The organism is Desulfonema magnum (assembly GCF_017377395.1).
Classification (GTDB): Bacteria; Desulfobacterota; Desulfobacteria; order Desulfobacterales; family 4be13; genus Desulfonema_C; species Desulfonema_C magnum.
In genome coordinates this window covers 5,911,377-5,931,379 of record NZ_CP061800.1, presented here as the reverse complement: position 1 = coordinate 5,931,379, position 20,003 = coordinate 5,911,377, and the positions used below count along the sequence as shown (strand labels likewise).

Here is a 20,003-nt window from a genome sequence, read left to right as displayed (position 1 = left end):
AGGGATAAATGTCATTCAGGGTATAGATTTTTTTTCCGTTTTCAGAGCATCCTCTGCAATCATCAATGATGTCTGAGACAAAATCGTATCCACGTTCATCAGCTTTGAATACTGCCTTACTCTCATTTCATAATCATGCCCCTCATCACCGGAAGCATGGGAAATAACCAGCTTGGCTTTCATTTTTAATCTTCTGACCAGTTCTATGGCATGTTCGATCCCTTTTCGCTTGACGACCCTTGTGGGCTGAAGAATAAAAAGTTCGCCATCTTCAATTCCCAGGTCTTTTCGTACATCCGAGGCGTAACCGTCAGGCTTCTGAGGCGGGTTTTCAAAATCCATTACATTGGGGATGATGGTTGATGAGACGCCTGTTCTGAGACTTAGCTGGTTACTTGCAGACGAATTGATCACCACATGCCGGATTGTGGGAATATGAGGAGGAAAGGCCATGTTCAGATACTCCCACGCTGCATTTGTCTTAAACTGCTGACGTTCCCAGAAAAAATCGTGATGATGGGCAATGGTGGGAATGCCCATTTCCGATATCACCTCTGTAATCGCAAGACCCAGGGGAAGATTAAGCGGTATTGTCAGCGCATTTTGAGGAATCAGAAGATTAATGTTGAATTTTTTGATAAATTTGTAAAGATGATCTTTTATATGCTCCTTCATCTCATGAATTTTTTTCGTGAGACTGCGACGCCGCGTACTGACTCCGAAACAGTTCCTGTAAATTTTTCGGATGTCAGGATGCTTAAAATGGGCTTCTTTTAAGAGATAGGAGCGGTCCTCAGGCCGGTCAAGCTCTCCTGCAAAATAAAAGCAGGAGAACCCTTTTTTCTCAAAAACATCAGCCCATTTTATCGTTTCCAAGGAAACCCCGTCTGTTCCGGCAAGACGGGTTGAAATAAATCCGATATTGCTTACTTTGTCAAAAGGGATATCCATTTTTTTCACCATACCTTTATCGTTGTTTTCTGACGAGTCTTTTTTTCGCAGAGAGTGAGGCGATTTCCAAGAATGCCTGATACAGAGGAGCGGACTTATCATCTTCTCAATCAATACCCGGTATTTCCAGGGCGCTTTCATGCCAGCGGCATCAGGCATCCGGCGATGGACGCGTATTCTCGATTTTAGCTCCTTAACCTCCTTATACAATAAAAAAGTACGACGGCTTACAGTCACTGGATCGAAAAGTGGTAGTCCTTCAAGGGTAGTGACAAATCTCGTTCAGTTCCCTGATTATCAGGACACTGAATCTCATTCATCACTACTTGTGCAGGACTACCCGAAAAGTTTCCGGGCCGTGTTCGGGACAGCAGAGAAACCCGGCTTTTTCCCCCGGACGAAGTCTCGCTCCCGCCGGAAAAAGCCGGGTTTCTTCCCCGTCCGCCCTGTCTGCCCGCGGGGGCCTGAAAATTTTTTTTCGATCTGCTGATAATCAGAGATGCCTTTAGGCAGCTTTTATCAGCCTTTTTCCAAATCCGTCAGCATTGGCATTATTCCTCCTTTTTTGATCAGAATATTTCTTCAAAAACTAATATTACCATACTGATAAAAACAATAACACCACTTTTTTATAAAAATGGGAACAAAATTTTCCGTGCGCAAGTCCTGTGCCATACTTGAGATTTGGAATTTGAGATTTTCCCCGACTTTCATCGCTCGTTGTAACTGGCGGGTCATGTCTGTTTATATGAAAGTGTCCGAAGTGACTAAAGTTAATAAAGTTAATAAAGTTAAAAGTTCTTTCATGTTTCGTTGTGAGCGGACCGCTCATGCCCGTTTATATGAAAGTGTCAGGTGTTAAGTGTTAAGTGTCAGGAAAAACTATAAAACTTTCATGGTTCGTTGTGACCGGCAGATCATGGCCGTTTATAGAAAAAAAGTTATGTAAAGATCAGTTGTAAAACCGAACCGATTTCATATATTTTTATGGAAAAATTTGTGCCAGTTTTAGACAAGTAATGATAAATTCTGTTCATTCTCCTGAATATCAAAATACTGAATTTCATTCATCATCACTTGTGGCAAACTGCCTGAAACTGTTCTTGACAAAGAGATTAATCAGGTGTTAGGGTTAAAAATTAAATCAGAAAAACATAAGGGATTTTCTGACGTTGAACCTTGCTTTAATGATGAATCATGTAAAAAAGTCGGCAGATGCTTCTGATGGGGCGCATTCCCATTTTCCTGGTCATCACTGTAAGTATCTGATTTATAACGATTCAGTTTTATAATCGTTTTAAGATCAAATCAGTTAAATCAGTTGGTTGCATAAGATATCGGGAAAATGGGAATGCGCCCTTCTGATGTGATTTGGAACTCAGCCTGGCCTTAAAAACTGTTTCCGGAGAGAGTGATATGGCTTTTCGAGCAGATTTGAAAGTTTGTTTTAGTGATATTGATCACGCGGGAATCGTTTATTATCCTCGTTTTCTGCATTATTTCCATGTTGCGCTGGAGGAGTTGTTCAGCAGCGAGCTGGGAATTGATTACCCAACGGTCTTAAATAAATATCGTGTGGGATTTCCCACAGTTCACTTGGAGACGGACTTCCGTCATCCTTTGCGCTATGGTGATCTGATTCAGGTTGAAGTCAGTGTATTGGATATCGGCCAAACCTCAGTCACCTGGGGCTACACCACATATAAGCGCGGAGAACCGGAGATTGTGGTGGTCTCAGGACATAACGTGACCGTGTGCCTGAACATGGACACCTTCAGGAAGACGGAACTTCCGGAATGGCTGCGGCAGAGACTGACGGATTATCAGAAAAAATATGCCTGATCCTGTATTACCGTTGGTTTCATCTGAGCATGTTCAGCCAGTAAAATTCCGGTGTTTTCAACCCCGGGGGACGTACCCGGGACTTGAAAAACGTTTATCTTTTTCTCGGATTTTCAGAAACAATAATTGCAAAAAATTAACGACCTGCTCTTGTATGACTGCAAGATGAAAACGGATCGTTCAGTTTGACAACTAATTATTTTTTTTGTAATACCTTATTTCTGAAGATCTTTATACCCGGCGATTTATTGCCGGGTTTTGAATATATCGGGATTTTTTTATTTACCTCAACCCGGCATCAGATTGCACGGTAGTTTACTATTAATTTTTAATTTTTGGAGAGGAATGAGATGTTGACAAAAGCGTTTATACCGTACAAAGGTTATTATTCTACGCCTTTTGCCAGATGGCAGGGGATCATGGCCAATGAAAATGCTATTGTTCTGGGAGCAAATACTTCCAAGAGGTGGTTCGCAGAAAAAAACTGGGACCCCAAAATGTTTGATTATCATTTTCTGGGGCTTACGATCCATCAGCACCGTATGTTTTACGGCTCGACATGGTCCGCGGCCATGATAGGCGCGACAGGCATTCCCGGTGTGACCCTCATGCAGGCATGTTCCACCTCAACCACCTGCGTTTATCAGGCAAGTCTGGGAGTGGAGAATGATTATTATCAGAATGCCTACTGCCTTATGGTTGACAGATGCTCAAACGGTCCGCATACGATCTGGCCCAATCCCATGGGACCCGGCGGAGAGGTGGAATCGGAAAACTGGCTCATGGATAACTTCAACAAGGATCCCTGGGCAGGAAACGCCATGATTCAGACTGCGGAAAATGTATCCAAGGAAGCTGGTGTTACAAGAGAGCAGTGCGACGATGTGGCACTGAGACGCTATGAGCAATATCTGGACGCGCTTGCTGATGACCGGGCGTTTCAGAAGCGATATATGTTTGCGCCGGAAGTAAAGGTTTCCAAAAAGAAAACTGTTCTGGTCGAGGCAGATGAAGGCGTCACGCCGACAACCAAAGAAGGGCTTGCCAAATTAAGACCGGTTCTGCCTGATGGTGTCCATACGTTTGGTGCCCAGACTCATCCTGCGGATGGAAATGTGGGAATCACAGTGACCACCAGAGAAAAGGCAAAAGAACTGAGTGCTGATCCGGCAATTGAAATCCAGGTGATTTCTTACGGATACGCCAGGGCCAAAAAAGGATTTATGGCCGCGGCCGTGGTACCGGCAGTGAGAATGGCCCTTGAAAAGGCCAATCTTGATATTCATGATACCAAGGTGATTAAAACCCATAATCCTTTTGCCGCGAATGATCTCTATATGGCGCAGCAGATGAATATTGACGTCAACAGTTTCAATAATTACGGAAGTTCCATGATTTTCGGACATCCCCAGGGACCCACAGCCGGTCGCTGTATGATAGAAGGAATTGAAGAAGCTGTAATGCTGGGTGGCGGATATATGCTCTTTGGCGGATGTGCCGCCGGAGATACAGCTGCTGCCATTATTTTAAAGGTGGGCTAATGGGATGAAAATTCGGGATTTCATTTGTGTTTTGAATGTCAGATATTTTTAATTCCGAATAATCTTTTGCTGTAAAAAAAGCCGCGGGCGGAAAGCCTGCGGCTTTTTTTCGGGTGTGTCCCGCCTTTTGCACAAGGACAGGTTTTATGTGTAAAAAGCGGGACACACCCGTTTTTTTGCCACGAAGACACGAAGGCACAAAGTTTCACGAAGTTTCTCTGTGTCTTTGCGGCTGATTTTTTCGGATGTGTGAAAAGCGGAACCGGCCATTTTTTTTGCCACGAAGACACGAAGGCACAAAGTTTCACGAAGTTTCTCTGTGTCTTTGCGGCTGATTTTTTCGGATGTGTGAAAAGCGGAACCGGCCATTTTTTTTGCCACGAAGACACGAAGGCACAAAGTTTCACGAAGTTTCTCTGTGTCTTTGCGGCTGATTTTTTCGGATGTGTGAAAAGCGGAACCGGCCATTTTTTTTGCCACGAAGACACGAAGGCACAAAGTTTCACGAAGTTTCTCTGTGTCTTTGCGGCTGATTTTTTCGGATGTGTGAAAAGCGGAACCGGCCATTTTTTTTGCCACGAAGACACGAAGGCACAAAGTTTCACGAAGTTTCTCTGTGTCTTTGCGGCTGATTTTTTCGGATGTGTAAAAGGTGGGACACACCCTTTTTTTCTGATGATAACGGATTCAGGGGAGGCCCCCGCCATTCCGGGGAAAATCGGAAAACAGTGACATTCTCACTCGATGTTCAAGTTTTTTGACCCGGTTCGAGTAAAAAGCCTGTCATTCCTGCGAAAGCAGGAATGCCGGTTCGAGTAAAAAGCCTGTCATTCCTGCGAAAGCAGGAATGCCGGTTCGAGTAAAAAGCCTGTCATTCCTGCGAAAGCAGGAATCCATTTTGGGCATATACGGCGCTTCCGGGAGCAGCGGATTCCTGCTTTCGCAGGAATGACAGAAAAAAACTTGAACATCGAGTTCTCAGATGCCGGACCATGTGCGGCTTTTTTCTGACCGGAAAGACAATGCCGCGGAGACACGGAGGGACACGGAGAGCCTTCGTGAGACTTCGCGTCTTCGTGCCTTTGTGGCATTATAAGCCGCGCATGGCGTCAGTTTTCCCCGGAACGGCATTTGGAGAGGACGGTATGCTTTAGCAATAATTTCAGTATATTGTAATCTTCACTAAATCCGTTATAATCAGAAAAAAAGAACTGTCTCCGACTTAGAACATAAAAATTTGCTCAGGCTTGACATCCCTCATTTTCAGTGATATTTTTTTATAAAAATGAGTGGTACCATATTCTTGCCTCAAATTTAAATTTTATTGAGCAGGGGAGGCGGCGCGCAACACAGCCCCGCCAAAATGGTCTGAAGTGAAACACAACCGGACATAATTATATTTTTTAAAGTTACACTATGTTTCTACCCTCCCTGCGGATGAAAAGGGCAGGTGATTTAAAATGTTTCCCCCTGATAAAAACAAAAACATATCTCGCCGTGAGTTTTTAAGAAGTGTATCCCGAGCCAGTATGATTCTGGGCGGGGCCGGTCTTTCTCTGTCTTATCCGCCCTGGTCCGAAGCGTTTCTCGGTAACGCATGGGGCGGCCTTCTGTCTTCTCCTTCAGATGAAATGATTCGGAATGCGCCTTTGGCACGCTACTGGATATCGGCCAATTCCCCGGGGGGGCAATGTTTATCATGTCACCAACCGGATGATAAAATTGAAGGACGTCAGTATGACCATAAAAAAGGCATTGTAAAATGTCTGCTATGTGCCCGGGAATGCCTCATAAACGAAGGCGAACGCGGAGCGTGCCAGGCAAGGATCAATGTCAGAGGCGAACTGAGAAGTCTTGTGTATGGCCGCCCTGTCACCATGCATGTTGATCCCATCGAAAAAAAGCCGCTTTATCATTTCCTGCCAGGGAGTTCGGCGTTTTCTCTGGCAACTTCGGGGTGTCCGCTTCATTGCAAGTTTTGCCAGAACTGGGAAATATCCCAGGCCCGTCCCGAAGATTTCTCAACCAGATACACGCCTCCGGAAGCCATAGTTCAGGCGACAGCACAACGTCATGTTCCTGTTATTGCATTCACCTATAATGAACCCACGGTTTTTACCGAATATCTGACAGACATCGCCCGAATTTCCCGGAATCAGGATATCCGCAGCGTTCTCATCAGTTGCGGATTCATGAACAAAGAACCCCTTGATGAGATGTGTTCTGTTCTTGATGCCATTAAGATTGATCTCAAAGGATTTGACAAAGATTTTTATCGCCGGGTCTGCAATGCGGAATTAGAGCCGGTTTTACGCAGCATAAGACAGGTGGCCAAAAACGGTGTTCATCTGGAAATTGTGAATTTGGTTGTTCCGACATTAAACGATTCTGAAAAAATGCTGACAGAACTGGCAGAATGGGTGATGGGAGAACTGGGCCCGGATGTGCCGATACATTTTACCCGTTTTCACCCTGATTATCAGATGCGGAATCTTCCTCCCACGCCCGTAGCAACCCTGGAACGGGCCTATGACATTGCAAAGGCCAGGGGAATTCGTTATCCGTTTGTGGGAAATGTTCCCGGACATCCCGGAAATAATACTTACTGTCCCGGATGCGGAAAACCGGTCATATTAAGAACCGGTTTTTTTATCACGGCAGAACATTTGAAGAACGGGCGGTGTGGATACTGCAATGAGGTAATTGCAGGTGTCTGGACCTGAGATTTCGGAGGTGTTGTATAGCTGAAAGCTGACAGATGATAATTTAAAAACCAAATCCCACGACCGTCACATCATCCTGTCTTTCATTTTCCCCTCTGTAGTTCTCGAAAACATCGAGAAGCGCATCCTTCTGGATTTCAAAAGGCAGGTGCGCGTTTTCCCTTATCAGCTCTTTAAAACGCCCGCTCCCGAACCGGCGGTCCTTTGTTCCGCCTTTCTGATCTGTAAAACCGTCGCTATACATATAAAAAGACATCCCTTTTTCAATATGAACGGTATGGTTGGTATAACTGAAATTTAAATCAGATCGTTTGTAACCAATGCTCTGCCGGTCGCCTTTAATGAAATTTATTTCGCGTTTATGAATATAAAGCAATGGCAGCCTCGCGCCTGCGAAAGTCAGTGAACACTGTTCAGCCATCAGGGAACAGCGGTCCGTTATTCGTAAACACTCATCCGCATTTTGTTGCGCTTTCTTCGTTAATTGTTCATTGGTTACTGATAACTGAACAAAACATATGGCAGCGTCCAGGCCATCATCAGAGAGCGCGTAATCCGTGTCCTGCTGAAGAGATGTTTTGACAATAAAATTAAGTCGTTTCAGGATATCACCGGGTTTATGACATCTTTCATCACTGATAATTCTTTTTAAACCGGAAGAAGCAATCATAGTCATAAAGGCACCGGGAACCCCATGTCCGGTGCAGTCAATGACAGCGACAATAAAACTGTCTTCAAAGGACTCTGTAAAGATTATATCTCCCCCCACAATATCCCTGGGCTTCCAGATAAAGAAACTGTCAGGCAGACATGCTTTCATCCTGTCCAGATTGCCCAGCAAAGATATCTGAATCATTTTGGCATACCGAATGCTCTCCATAATTTTTTCATTAGCTTGTTCAGCTCTTTCAAGGGTTTCATTAAGTTCTTTTGTCCTTTCCCCGACTCTCTGTTCAAGGGTTTTGTTATATTCCTCCTGATGTTTATATAATTTTTCCAAATTATTATTCATTTCAATAAATGCCCTGGCAAGGGTGCCCACTTCGTCGCGGGATCGGATTTGGATATCAGAAAAGGCTGAGAAATTTCCTTCTGAAAGCTTGCGTACAGCCTGGGTCAGCTTCCGCAGCGGTCTGGTCAGAGATATGGAAACAACAATCCCCCCGATAATCGCAATAAAAAAACCAAAAATGAGCCATGTGACAAAGTTCCGCACCATTTTTGTAAGCCCTAAATATGCGTGGCTTTCGTTCATTTCCACGATGACACCCAGCCCGGGGCCGTTTGGGAAAGCGTATGCCCCGAGTCTTCGCTCACCCGAAGGCAGAATACTGAGTTCGGTTCCCATGGTTCGGATGCCGGAGGATAACAGATTCTTTACAGTTTCAAGGAGCTTGTACGGAGGAACTGTGTCGGAATTTCCCTGACCCAGGAGAATACGCCCCTCGGAATCTATCAGGGTTATGGAACCTATCCTCGTAAATGAGTTATTTTTTATGCGATTCAGAAGGCGGCCAAGGTTTATGCGTGCTGAAAGCGTGGCCGGGCGGCTGAATGCGTTCTCATCCAGAAGAAGAATCACTGTGAGTAGCCAGGTATTTAACGGGGTAAGATAATTCAGGTCTCCGACAAAAAGAGTCTTCTGTTTTCGCAACAGTGTGATCCGGTCAGGTCTCAGTTCCAAAATTTGTGCGGGATCAAGAGATGCGTTTCTCAACTGATCTGAAAATTTATCCTGGGTGAGAAGAAAAGGAGAAGATTCGCCTTCAATGGAAATTTGGATTGCTACAAAATCGGCAGTGCTTTGCATTTCTTTGGTCAGCAGAGAAAATTTTTCTTTGGCACCCAGTTCTTTGTTTTCCACGACTTTTTTTATGAGCTGAAGCGGGGTCATCCAGGTGTATGCGTAAAAATTTTCAATCTCCTCTGTCACCTGTTTTGCAACTGATATCAGATTGTCATTGGTCACACTTTTCAGCTCATCCCGGGTGATTCGGATCATGGTTTTTCCTGCAATGCCAAGGGGAATCAGAGCAAGAACAATGGAAAGAACAAGCAGTTTGGTTCGCAGACTCATAATATGATAACTAAAAACAACAGCGTGAGAAAAAAAGCGTGAATATTTTTTCCATTGTTCCTTATCAACCTCGGATTTACCGAATGATGGGTCAGAATCATGAAGAAATATGATAATGTTGTATTCTGATTTTGGCAGAATAGCAAATTTTAACCAATAGCGCCTCTGATAATGCCTAAAAGTTTATCCCGGTCAAAGGGTTTGCTAAGATAAGCCACTGCATTTTTAATGGAAAGATGGCGTGAGGCCATTCCGCTGATAACAATGACGGGTATATCTTTAAACGCTTTGTCTTTGGAAAGTTTACGATAAAACCTCGTGCCCCATTCCTCAGGCATTTCAAGGTCAAGTGTTATCAGGTCCGGTCTCTCTTTTTTCGTGACTTCAAAGGCTTCCACGCCATCGGCCGCGGAGCAGGTTTCATATCCGTTATCATTAAAGACAGTTTCGAGGTATTTAACTGTCACAGGGTCATCATCAATGACCAGAATTTTTTTTGCCATGATACACCTCCTAATTTGAACTGTTGATAATGTGGATTTGATCATTTAACGTCCAAAAATCATAAATAACGCCAACAAGAAAGATGCCGCCCGTCAGAAAATATACAGCACCTGTGAACCATTTGCCGATATAAAATCTGTGAATTCCGAAAACCCCGAGGAATGTCAGCAGAATCCAGGCGATGTCATAGTCAGCTTCTCCCTCTCTGAATCTCAGATCAGCCTCACGATCCATGGAAGGAATCAGAAACAGGTCAATAATCCAGCCAATAAACAACAATCCTAATGTGAAAAAATAAATTGTCCCTGAAATGGGTTTTCCATAATAAAATCTGTGCGCCCCCAGAAAACCAAAAATCCACAAAATATAACCAATTGTTTTGCTGTGAGAATTTCCTTTTTCCATTTTTCTGTTCCTTTCTTTTGCAGGCTGGATTAATTTTTACCGTGAAAATACATTTTTTGGACTTTGGACAAACAAATTTGCTTTAAAACAATTGTCTAAAATAATTACATTATTTTTAATTGTCATTAAATGTAAATAATATCAAACGGTTATAGCTATTTTTCTGTATTTAGCTATAATGATCTGATTTTATTGAAATATATTTATTCGGGAGTTTGGGAAAATCAGCAGTTGCTCAAACTCCCAAATAAATAATTAACAAAAATATCAATATTATAGAATGATAAATAATATTTTATAATTATTTTAAATAGTTAATGTTTTATGTTATTAACTCAGTATGATATATAACATTTTCATTTTGGGTCAGTTCTGAAGCATGAAATTTAATTCGTTGATACACAAAGCTTTAATTAAAACCTTAATTTTTTTTGTCGCGCTGTTTTTTGGGGAAGACAAAATTTATTTTTTGTATTATATTGGCATGTATATTGCATCAGATATTTATATTGCATCAGAAAGGAAAAATCATGCCTGAAAAACAGACAGCATCCGGCCGTCCTGACACCGCTGAACTGACAAATCAGAGAGCGGAGAAAAAAAAGGTTGAAAAGCAACTGCGCGAGCATCAGAAAACAGAAGGTCTGAAACCTGCATCCCGGGACTCCCTTCCGAACTGCAAATGTGCCTGTAAGACAGTGGCGGAAGAAAAAGCGGAACGTGAAGAGGCGCTTACAGAGCAAATGAAAATTATAAAAGCTCATCTTCCGGTCCTTCTGAAACGCCTGAGGAAGATTCAGGACCCGAGAAATCCGAAAAAGTGCAAACATAAGATGACGGTCATTCTGATTTACGGAATACTTACCTTTGTATTCCAGATGAGTTCCCGGCGTGAGGCAAATCGGGAGATGACCCGTCCGATGTTTATGGAAAATCTTCGGCTGTATTTTCCTGAACTTGCTGATCTGCCGCATAATGACACACTGATGCGTCTTCTTTCCGCAATTGAAGTTGCCGAGATTGAAGAAGCTTATATTGAACTGGTCCGCCGGTTTGTCAGGAATAAAAAGTTCCGTCGTTATCTGATCGGCAATTGTTATCCTGTGGCTGTTGACGGGACACAGAAGTTTGTAAGAAGTGAGATATGGAGTGAGGAATGTCTGGAACGCAAGATCGGGAAAAGTGAGCGGAGGCAGTATTATGTCTATGTGCTGGAAGCCTGCCTTGCATTTCATAACGGAATGACAATTCCCCTTATGAGTGAATTTCTGAGTTATCCGGAAGGAGATACGGATAACAACAAACAGGACTGTGAGCTGAAGGCTTTTCACAGACTGATGAGGCGTCTGAAAAAGAAATTTCCCCGTCTTCCGGTAATATTGCTGCTTGACGGTCTTTATGCCAACGGCCCTGTGGCGGAGTTGTGCGCAGAGAACAAATGGCAGTTCATGATTGTCCTGAAAGACAATTGTCTGCGCAGTGTGTGGGAGGAATTCAACTCGCTCAGAGGACTTGAGAAAGGCAACAGGGCAAACAGGAAATGGGGGAATCGTAAACAGCATTTTGAATGGGTGAACGGACTGGAATACCGGTACGGAGAGAAATACAGGCGCAAAATTGTGATCCATGTTGTCGTATGTGAGGAGACATGGGAAAAGGTTAATAAAAATGCGGAGACTGAGATCATGACCTCCCGTCATGCCTGGATTTCCAGCGAACCGCTTAACTACGGCAATGTTCACGAACGCTGTAATATGGGAGCACGTCACCGATGGGGTATTGAAACCGGCATACTTGTTGAAAAACGTCACGGGTATAATTATGAACACTGTTTTTCTTACAACTGGAGTGCCATGAAAGGATATCATTATCTGATGAAAACCGGTCATCTGTTCACCATTCTTGCCCAGTATTCCGAATGCCTTATAAAAACAGTTAAAAATCATGGCCTGAAAGGTTTTATCAGATTTATTCGTGAAACAGTTTCCGGCCCGTGGCCGGATGAGGAAACAGTGTTCAGGCGACTGAACAAAAACTTTCAGCTTCGTCTGGCTTAGTCCTGCATCGAAAATATATAAAGACGTGACATCTGAGGGAGAGGTGTGTGCATATATAACATTTTTTTGCTGTATAGTCATCATTAAAAATCTCTGAAAGTAATTCAGTATATGAATTTATTATCACGAGCAAATTTTATTGTTTTTTGCTCCCAAATAACTGCTGAATAAAAACTCATGCTTCAGCACTGATTTTGGGTTGATATTTTGTCCAAAGTCCAATACATTTTGAAAACTCGGATTTTTATCTGAAAATATTTTCATGACCGGGGGCGAAAAAACCGGCTTTTTCATGAGCGTTTATTTTTCATATACGCGTCAAATGACACAGAATCTTCATTTCTCGTGGCTTTTAACAAATTTAAATCATATGTTTCCATTGATGTCGGTGCAGGCCATGCAGGGTATAGCCTCATTCCCCGGTCCCCCCGCCGGAAAAAGCCGGGTTTCTTTCCCGTCCGCCCTGTCTGTCTGTTCGGATTGGCTGAGGAGCTTCTGTGAGAGTTCGACACTACATCAACGAGCACAATTGCACTTGCGCTGATCCCGTTCGGATTGGCTGAGGAGCTTCTGTGAGAGTTCGACAGTGGGGTGATGAAAATGTCACAAACCGGGCTGACAATTGCGATCCCATTTTTATTCCGCAAATTTTTTATGACTTAAAAATCAGGCAGTTAAAAAATGAGGGGAACAAAAACGGGATCAGCTTTTTCAGAGCCTTGGAAACATTTTCATCACCCCACTTTTGGCCTGACTGGTTGAAGACAGGCAAAGTGTTATAATTATCAAAAATGTGATTAACAAATTTTTAGCAACAAGTGATCTTTTCATTTTCCCTCAATGTTCACTACTGATCTTACAAGCACCCAACGCAGAGATAAGCGGCGGGGCTTTTTCCGTCTGCTCAAACGACAGGTTAGCCGCCGTTTTTGTCATTTGTATTTATTCAGTTTCTTTCATTTTCTTTATATGCAACAAAATTTCAGGCAGTTCATCTTTTGCCACACTCCACACAACATCAAGGTTGACACCGAAATACTGATGTATAAGCCTGTCTCTCATCCCGGCCAGACCTTTCCACGGAATTTCCGGATGTCTGTCTCTCAGATCATCGGACAGGTTTTTTGTGGCTTCGCCTATGATTTCGATGTTGCGGATGACGGCATCCTGAGTCTTCGTGTCTCTGAGAAACTCCTCAGAGTTCATTTTTTCCGTATATGAGGACGCTCTTTCAGCGGCTTCCCTTATGTGTTCCAGAAAATCCCTGTCAGTTTTTTCAGACATAGCTCACACTCTTTTCAATGTCTTTAGCAATTCTTTTCACAATTATTCCTCTTACGCCCTCGGGAGTCAGAATATCGGTTTTTTTGCCCAGAAGTTCCTCAAGATATTCCGCAAATTCGACAAATCTGAGTCCTATGGGTCTTTCAAATTCCGCTATGATATCCACATCGCTGTCCTCAGTCTGCTCTCCTTTTGAATAGGATCCGAACAGACCTATTCTCTTAATCCCGTATTCGGAAACAAGATAAGGATATTTCTCTCTCAATTTCTCTGTAATTTTTTCTTTAGTCAGCATTATCAACTCTTTCCATAAGGCGGCTAACGCTAAGCTAACCGGCGCAAAAGGGTGGAGGGAGCGATAGCGACCGGAACCCTTTTGCGTCCGAGTTCAGCGCCGGGTTATAGTGCTTTTAGAATAAATTAAGCTGTTTATGTTTATTATTTTCAAATAATAAATTATATTTTTCTATCAATCCCAAGTGTTTTGCCAAGTGTTTAAGATTTATTCTGTTTAACAAGGCAACCGTAATCGGTCTTTTGCTATCCTTGAAGACAATGGAATCAATAAACTCGCCTGCTATTTTTGAAGACAGCAACCTGTAAACAAATTCAGCTTTTTTTTTAGATTTAAAACTCATCATATAGCATGTATCATCTAAAACAATCGGTTTTTTCTGAAAAGGGCCTATCAATTTAAATTTTATATTTTTATACAAACCTGAAATAACAATTTTCCAGGGATGAAAGCTGTAATCACCAACTCCGAATATTGAAAATTTCGGAGCATTTTTATAAATAGAACTTTTTCGTGAATCCAGCTTCTCCTTATGCGATTGCAGATATGTCCAGGTTTTTGGAGAAAGAATTTTAATTGAATCTGTCTCAATACCGATTTTTTTCTGTGTAACTAACATATACTTTACAGGTTTTTTTAACTTATCATTTGCAACGTGTGAACTTTTATACATAGGGTATAAATAATCTCCCGGAATATCAATCTGTTCTTGAAATCCGTTGAACAGTTTGCCGTCTTTGAGATTAAATTCCATTACTTTGGAACAATCATGTTTTATACCTGACCTCCAGGGTATCTCAGATTGAGAATCAACATCTTTAAGTAAATTATATGTATTAATATCCGCAATAAGTTTTCCGTTTGTATAGCCCATAATTTTTGTAGGAGATTTATCTGATAAGGAATCATATATTGAAGATATGTATTCTTTTGGGGGCTTGAAACAACCCTCTGAGCATAACAGGCAGGCATCAACACTAACATCAAAATGCTTTTTGGCATCAATGTTATAAATATTTATATTTTTAATCAGCAATCTGTGTTTGCATATGTGAAGGAATATCTTTCTCGCAACAGACGTTTTAACAAGAAAAGATAATGCGGCTTTTTTTCCGGAAATATATTCAGCTATTTTAATCAGCATCCATTCGGATATATCAAAATTACTTTTTCCTGTGATTGCTTCAAAACCGCCATAATTTTGAAAGTTTGTCTTATGCGGCAAATTCTTACTGCCGATCCGGCCTAATTCCGAGTTGGTAACCCACGGAGGATTACCTATGAAAAGTACAGATTCTTTTAAATGTTCAGGCAATAATGACCAGTCAACTGAAAAAAAATCTTTCTGCTCAATACTTATATCTATACATTTATTGCAGCTAATGCTTTTGGCAGACTTTATATATTCATGGTTGATTTCCCAGCCATATATGGATTTTACATTATCATTCAGTTTTAATGATGCTCTGATAAAATTACCAATACCGCAGGTCGGCTCTACTAATGATTTTATATATGGATATTGCTTGAATACCAGCTGAGTTATTTGTTCAGCTAAATTTAGAGGTGTCTGAAAAGCACCAAACTCTGTTGTTTTCAAATTTTTAGCCATAGATCCTTAGCCTATCTTACTCTTATAATTCCTGAAACTTCATCAGCTTTTTCAATAACCCTGCGATATTGCAGTCGCCATTGTAATGCGTTTGATATAGTGAGATAACCTATTTCAGGAATCTCTTTCAGTAATTCATCAGCTATACGGTTGGCTTCGATCTCATCAACCGGGAGCATTCTTTCTGAAAAGAATGCAAGAAGATCGTCTTTATTTCCTTCATTTTCAATGATTTTTACTATGCCGGATGTGGTTTGAAAATCTGCTGTCCTTTCTGAATTTACAAAGATTGTATGGACAATATTAAGTTGTCCAGTATGAGATTTTTCGTCGTCAGTTTTATCATATACAAACACCAGCAGGGAATATCCCAAGCCGAATATCTTTTGTCTTGCTGATTTGAAAGGGCAGGATGACTGAGGTTGTCTTATGCTTGTAACTTTCATATCGACAAGCAGCTCTGGAAAATCAATTCCTTTTGCTGAGCTGCCCTCAACATATGAATAGTTCTCATGCAGATAAGCTTGAAATTTATGTTCCAAATATGTCCCAACTGCTTTTCCGTCAGTTACACCGAAAAGTCATGGTTCTTTATAATCTGATTCTATTTCTGAAAATTTCTTTGCTTCCTGACACAAAAGTTCAATGTTAAGTTTTTGTTTCAAATATATTTCCTTTCATAAGTGTAATAGCACTATAACGACCAAGCTCACCGGCGCAGGCTTTTTTGCGTCCGGTGCAGCGCTGGGTTAGATTTTTAGTAAATTTTCCCGATCTTCTTCATCTATTTTTCTATTATTTCTTTCACCTTGTTTTTCAACTGTTCAATATCAGGCAGATAAAGCTGATACTTTGAAACAACCAGCTTGGATTTGTCATTCAGCATCGCATATTCAACCATGATATCATCCTTCTCCTCGGATAGAATCAGTCCGATGGGTTCGTTGTCTGTTTCCTCATTCACTTCCTTCATGTAGTATCCCAGGTAAAGTTTCATCTGTCCGATATGCTCATGCTCCACCTCACCGATTTTCAAATCTATCAGCACATAGCATTTCAGTTTCACATGATAAAACACCAAATCTATGAAGTAATGCCTGTTGTTCAGTGTGATGCGCTGCTGTCTGCCGACAAATGCGAAACCTTTTCCAAGTTCCAGCAAAAACTGCTGAAGATTGTTTATCACAGCTTTCTCTATGTCATTTTCATTGTATTGATAATTCTCCGGAAAATTCAGAAATTCAAAAACATGAGGGTCTTTGAGAAAATCGTTTTCCGATTCTATGATTTGCCCCTGTTTCGACAGTTCCAGTATTTTTTCCTTATCTTTTCCGACTGCAAGCCGGTGAAACAGACCTGTTTTCTTCTGCCGCCTCAGTTCTCTGATCGTCCAGTTCTCAATTATTGCCTGTTTTTCATAGAATTCCCTCGCCAGATCATCTTCAACCTTCAGCAGCTCATAGTAATGCGACCAGCTCAGTCTGTCTGACAATTTCTCATATGCCGGATATTTGTCGTACAGCAGTCTCATGTAATTCAGATTGCTTCTGCTGAAACCTTTGCCATACCTTAATCTGAGGTCTTTTGACAGTTTTTCCAAAAGGCGTTTCCCGTATTCGGCTTTTATTTTTCCGCCCTGCTCAAATTCAATTATGTATTTCCCAATCTGCCAATAGGCGTGAAGCATCTCTGTGTTTACAGCGGAAACTATTCTGGTTTTGGCGGACTGATAGGCGCTGCCAATATTTTCAACAAGCTGTTTGTATTCAGCGTCTTTGCTTATGTCTTTCATAGCTTCCCAATTTGTGTGACACTGTCACACTTTTTTAAAATTCGTATAAACCGGCGGCGAGGGTTCCACTGAAACTCCGAAAACCCTCACCCCGAAATGAGTTAATTAATGTTTGATCGTCACGCTATAAATTTGGGTGTTTCCGGATCCGCCTTTATAACCCCCTTTACCTTGAGCGGTGCTTCCCTGACAGGTGCCCATAAGCCATAAAGAACCATTGCTTGTATCATACCAGTCCGCCCACCATGTACTGCCGTCGTATGTGATGTTCAGGCGCTGACGACCATGACTGCCAAAGTCAACAACACCCTCAAAACAGCTATTTTCGCCGCACTGAGAGACCGAACCGAACACCTGTTGATCATATGATCCGTACATAAATCGAAATTTTCCAGTTCCAAAAATGTCAGAACAGTCTGCAAAAGCATTGATCGAAATGCCAACTGCCAAAGCCGCAATCAGAAGAGCCTTGACTACAAAAATGCACACCTTCATCATCTATCTCCTTTCTAGCTGAATCAAGAAAAATCTAACGCAGAGTTCAGCGGCGGGCGGGGTTCGGCGATGCGCTTCATTGCCGATGCGCCCCGCCCGTCCGCTGCAACGCCGGGTTAGCCTGCTTTTCTGAGATTCCAATGTGTTTTTTAGTATTGTCATTCACCGCTTTCATAATTTTTCAATATCTGCCGTATCTGATTCGGAGTGATATCCGATTGTTCGGTTTTTGAATAGATCGTTATCAGTATCACTTTTCTCTCAGTCTTCACATAATATATGATACGATAGCCGGCACTTTTTCCCTTGCGAATATCTTTGTTCCTCACCCGCACTTTGAAAATAGTATGATCGCCTGTTTTCGGTATCTGATCTCCGACAAAATCGCCCTTCCGAATCTGCTCTATCACCGGCTGAACATCCGAGCGGATATGACGATATCTCTTTGCCAGCGAACGCAGATTGCGTTTGAATTCGGGAGTGAATTCCACATCGGGAAAAATCTTCTCATTCGTCATTTCCGATACCCGCCCACAGTTCGTCAACCGGCATTGTCTCACCGCTCATGGCTTCCTCCCAGCCCTGTCGGAAGCTGCCTTCCGCCGGTTTCAGCGTTATGCTCTCACGGAAAACCCGCACGATGTTCAGCAAAGCCGGGAGATACTCGCCGGGTGTTGCCTTTATTTCCTGAATAAGCTGATTTGTGCAGTTTGCATGATAGGTGTTCATCACTTTTTCCTTTATTTGTGGCACTTGATAAGCAGGCTAACGTGAAAGCTCACCGGCGCACGCTTTTCGCGTCCGGTGCAGCGATGGGTTAGCTGGCTGTTTTATTTATACTGTTCCTTCATACAAGTCCTGCATGGAAAAACACAAATCATAATCGTTCCAGTCCAGCCGACCGTGTGCAATGGAAAAATTTTTAAACAGATTCTGATTGAGATATTTCTTTATTTCAGGATGATGTGACTTTTTTAAAAACGGCTCGAAATTCACAGTCTGTTCAGCTCCGTCACTGAACCACAGTCGGATTTTGTACGGCGAAACATATTCGGCTTCGGTCACATTGATAACAATGCTATCTGAAAGAGTCTGATTATTCATTATCTTACCTTTCTGGTTACTTTTTCAAATTTCACCTTTTTATGCAGAACAAAATAATCTATCCATTTCTGAACAATCTCATCTGCTCTCTGACTCACAAATATTTCAAAATTTTTAAGTTCTGCCGAATCAAGAGGTCTGCGGCCTTTCACTTTTAAGATTTTAATTTCTGAAACTTTGCCGTCTTCAATGTGCAGTTCCGCCTTGCTCTCTTTCCCCTGATATTCACCGTGAACGTGTATGGGCTCATGGGTGGTGTTCTAAAACTGGACTTGCCCCGATATTTGCCAAATTGATTCAATGGGTTAAAAAGTTTAAGTCCAGTTTTAGAACACTACCAATTTAGGCATATATAATCCTCTTATTTTAAAAGTTAGCTGGCTGTTCGGGATTATTATTTTTTCACTCCAGTATAATTCTGATTGCCTCGATCTGTCTGCTTTCTCCGGTTGTTCCTGCAATTTCTCCGTTAGCCGCCCAGGGCAACCATCCTTATATTTTACATTCCAGTCAGGGGAATTTAAAAGCTTAATCTGAATTGCCTCAATACGCCTTGCCTCACCTGTTGTTCCTGAAATTTCACCGCCTGACACCCACGGCAACCAGCCTTTGTTGGCTGAATGAGTTCTGTATTTTATTACAGTTCCCGCAGGCAATCCGCTGACTTCTATTCTGACAGCTTCCATTTGTCTGCTTTCACCAGTTGTTCCTGCGACCTGACCATCTCTGACCCATTCCAGCCAACCCTTTTCAGCCACATGCGATTTATAACGCACACTTGCAGCGTTTGCCACTCCGGTATTCATCGTAATAAGCAACACTATTGAGAGAAGAATTGCTATCACTGTAAATTTTGCTCTCATTTTTGCTCCTTTTGATTAAGTAAGCCAGCTAACGCTGAGATAAGCGGCGGGGCTTTTTCCGTCCGCTTCATCGCGTGTTATTTTTCATATCTGAAAGCCCTCTCAGTCTGCGGTGATTCACGCTTTCAGTTCTCTGATCTTATGAAAGCCCCTCAGCCTCCGGTTTCTGACACTTCCGGTTTTATGATCTTATGAAAGCCCTCTCAGCTTTCGGTTTTCACACTTTCGTTTTTCTGATTTCATGAAAGCCCCTCAGCCTCCGGTTTCCGACACTTCCGGTTTTATGATCTTATGAAAGACCTCACAGCCCTCGGTGTCTCAGATTTTCATTTCTCTGATTTCATGAAAGCCCCTCAGCCTCCGGTTTCCGACACTTCCGGTCTCATGATCTTATGAAAGACCTCTCAGCCTTCGGTTTTCACACTTTCGTTTTTCTGATTTCATAAAAAAACTGTCAG

19 protein-coding genes and 1 pseudogene are annotated in these 20,003 nt (G+C 42.2%); 4 read left to right on the top strand and 16 right to left on the bottom strand.

The window, feature by feature from the left end; genetic code table 11:
* Positions 1–15: 15 nt before the first annotated feature.
* A complete protein-coding gene (locus dnm_RS22770; RefSeq protein ID WP_207679186.1) occupies positions 16–963 on the bottom strand; it encodes a glycosyltransferase family protein in 948 nt (315 codons plus the stop codon).
* Positions 964–2,367: 1,404 nt separating this feature from the next.
* Here dnm_RS22770 and dnm_RS22765 point away from each other — a divergent pair.
* Complete coding sequence (locus dnm_RS22765; protein ID WP_207679185.1) at positions 2,368–2,793, top strand: acyl-CoA thioesterase; 426 nt, start codon at positions 2,368–2,370, stop codon at positions 2,791–2,793.
* A gap of 350 nt (positions 2,794–3,143) precedes the next feature.
* Positions 3,144–4,334, top strand: a complete 1,191-nt coding sequence (locus tag dnm_RS22760) for a thiolase family protein (RefSeq protein WP_207679184.1) — start codon at positions 3,144–3,146, stop codon at positions 4,332–4,334.
* 144 nt (positions 4,335–4,478) lie between these two features.
* Here dnm_RS22760 and dnm_RS22755 read toward each other — a convergent pair whose 3' ends face one another.
* A complete protein-coding gene (locus dnm_RS22755) occupies positions 4,479–4,997 on the bottom strand; it encodes a hypothetical protein (RefSeq protein WP_207679183.1) in 519 nt (172 codons plus the stop codon).
* A 797-nt stretch (positions 4,998–5,794) separates the two neighbouring features.
* On the opposite strand from dnm_RS22755, the gene amrS reads away from it, so the two are divergent.
* Complete coding sequence (gene amrS, locus dnm_RS22750) at positions 5,795–7,057, top strand: AmmeMemoRadiSam system radical SAM enzyme (RefSeq protein ID WP_207679182.1); 1,263 nt, start codon at positions 5,795–5,797, stop codon at positions 7,055–7,057.
* A gap of 43 nt (positions 7,058–7,100) precedes the next feature.
* Here amrS and dnm_RS22745 read toward each other — a convergent pair whose 3' ends face one another.
* The 3 genes from dnm_RS22745 to dnm_RS22735 all read right to left on the bottom strand — a co-directional run bounded on the left by dnm_RS22745 (position 7,101) and on the right by dnm_RS22735 (position 10,043).
* A complete protein-coding gene (locus dnm_RS22745) occupies positions 7,101–9,134 on the bottom strand; it encodes a SpoIIE family protein phosphatase (protein ID WP_207679181.1) in 2,034 nt (677 codons plus the stop codon).
* A gap of 149 nt (positions 9,135–9,283) precedes the next feature.
* A complete protein-coding gene (gene divK, locus dnm_RS22740; protein ID WP_207679180.1) occupies positions 9,284–9,637 on the bottom strand; it encodes a DVU0259 family response regulator domain-containing protein in 354 nt (117 codons plus the stop codon).
* A 10-nt stretch (positions 9,638–9,647) separates the two neighbouring features.
* Positions 9,648–10,043, bottom strand: a complete 396-nt coding sequence (locus dnm_RS22735; protein WP_207679179.1) for an NINE protein — start codon at positions 10,041–10,043, stop codon at positions 9,648–9,650.
* Between the two features lie 530 nt (positions 10,044–10,573).
* Between dnm_RS22735 and dnm_RS22730 the strand changes: the two genes are divergently transcribed.
* Complete coding sequence (locus dnm_RS22730) at positions 10,574–12,100, top strand: transposase family protein (RefSeq protein WP_207678904.1); 1,527 nt, start codon at positions 10,574–10,576, stop codon at positions 12,098–12,100.
* A gap of 942 nt (positions 12,101–13,042) precedes the next feature.
* Here the strand turns inward: dnm_RS22730 and dnm_RS22725 are convergent.
* The 11 genes and pseudogenes from dnm_RS22725 to dnm_RS31810 form a co-directional block, all read right to left on the bottom strand.
* Complete coding sequence (locus tag dnm_RS22725) at positions 13,043–13,384, bottom strand: HepT-like ribonuclease domain-containing protein (RefSeq protein WP_207679178.1); 342 nt, start codon at positions 13,382–13,384, stop codon at positions 13,043–13,045.
* Entirely contained in the window at positions 13,377–13,679 is a 303-nt protein-coding gene (locus tag dnm_RS22720) for a nucleotidyltransferase family protein (RefSeq protein ID WP_207679177.1), read from the bottom strand. Before dnm_RS22720 ends, dnm_RS22725 begins: the two co-directional genes overlap by 8 nt.
* A gap of 115 nt (positions 13,680–13,794) precedes the next feature.
* Positions 13,795–15,291 carry a class I SAM-dependent methyltransferase gene (locus dnm_RS22715; RefSeq protein WP_207679176.1) on the bottom strand — a complete coding sequence of 499 codons (1,497 nt, stop codon included), beginning with the start codon at positions 15,289–15,291 and terminating at the stop codon, positions 13,795–13,797.
* Between the two features lie 11 nt (positions 15,292–15,302).
* Positions 15,303–15,860 (bottom strand): annotated as a pseudogene (locus dnm_RS22710) (type II restriction-modification system restriction endonuclease); the annotation flags it as partial.
* Positions 15,861–16,075: 215 nt separating this feature from the next.
* On the bottom strand, positions 16,076–17,083 hold the full coding sequence (locus tag dnm_RS22705; protein WP_207679174.1) for a PDDEXK nuclease domain-containing protein: 1,008 nt from the start codon (positions 17,081–17,083) through the stop codon (positions 16,076–16,078).
* Positions 17,084–17,188: 105 nt separating this feature from the next.
* Positions 17,189–17,581: a hypothetical protein gene (locus dnm_RS22700; protein ID WP_207679173.1), complete on the bottom strand. Its 393-nt coding sequence runs from the start codon at positions 17,579–17,581 to the stop codon at positions 17,189–17,191.
* A 155-nt stretch (positions 17,582–17,736) separates the two neighbouring features.
* Entirely contained in the window at positions 17,737–18,096 is a 360-nt protein-coding gene (locus dnm_RS22695; RefSeq protein WP_207679172.1) for a type II toxin-antitoxin system RelE/ParE family toxin, read from the bottom strand.
* Positions 18,086–18,307, bottom strand: coding sequence for a hypothetical protein (locus tag dnm_RS22690; RefSeq protein WP_207679171.1), 222 nt, complete (start codon positions 18,305–18,307; stop codon positions 18,086–18,088). The genes dnm_RS22695 and dnm_RS22690 overlap by 11 nt, the downstream gene beginning before the upstream one ends.
* A gap of 105 nt (positions 18,308–18,412) precedes the next feature.
* On the bottom strand, positions 18,413–18,682 hold the full coding sequence (locus tag dnm_RS22685; RefSeq protein ID WP_207679170.1) for a DUF2442 domain-containing protein: 270 nt from the start codon (positions 18,680–18,682) through the stop codon (positions 18,413–18,415).
* A complete protein-coding gene (locus tag dnm_RS31700; protein WP_207683739.1) occupies positions 18,682–18,924 on the bottom strand; it encodes a DUF4160 domain-containing protein in 243 nt (80 codons plus the stop codon). Before dnm_RS31700 ends, dnm_RS22685 begins: the two co-directional genes overlap by 1 nt.
* An 84-nt stretch (positions 18,925–19,008) precedes the next feature.
* Positions 19,009–19,545, bottom strand: a complete 537-nt coding sequence (locus tag dnm_RS31810; RefSeq protein WP_207679169.1) for a hypothetical protein — start codon at positions 19,543–19,545, stop codon at positions 19,009–19,011.
* Between the last annotated feature and the right edge of the window lie 458 nt (positions 19,546–20,003).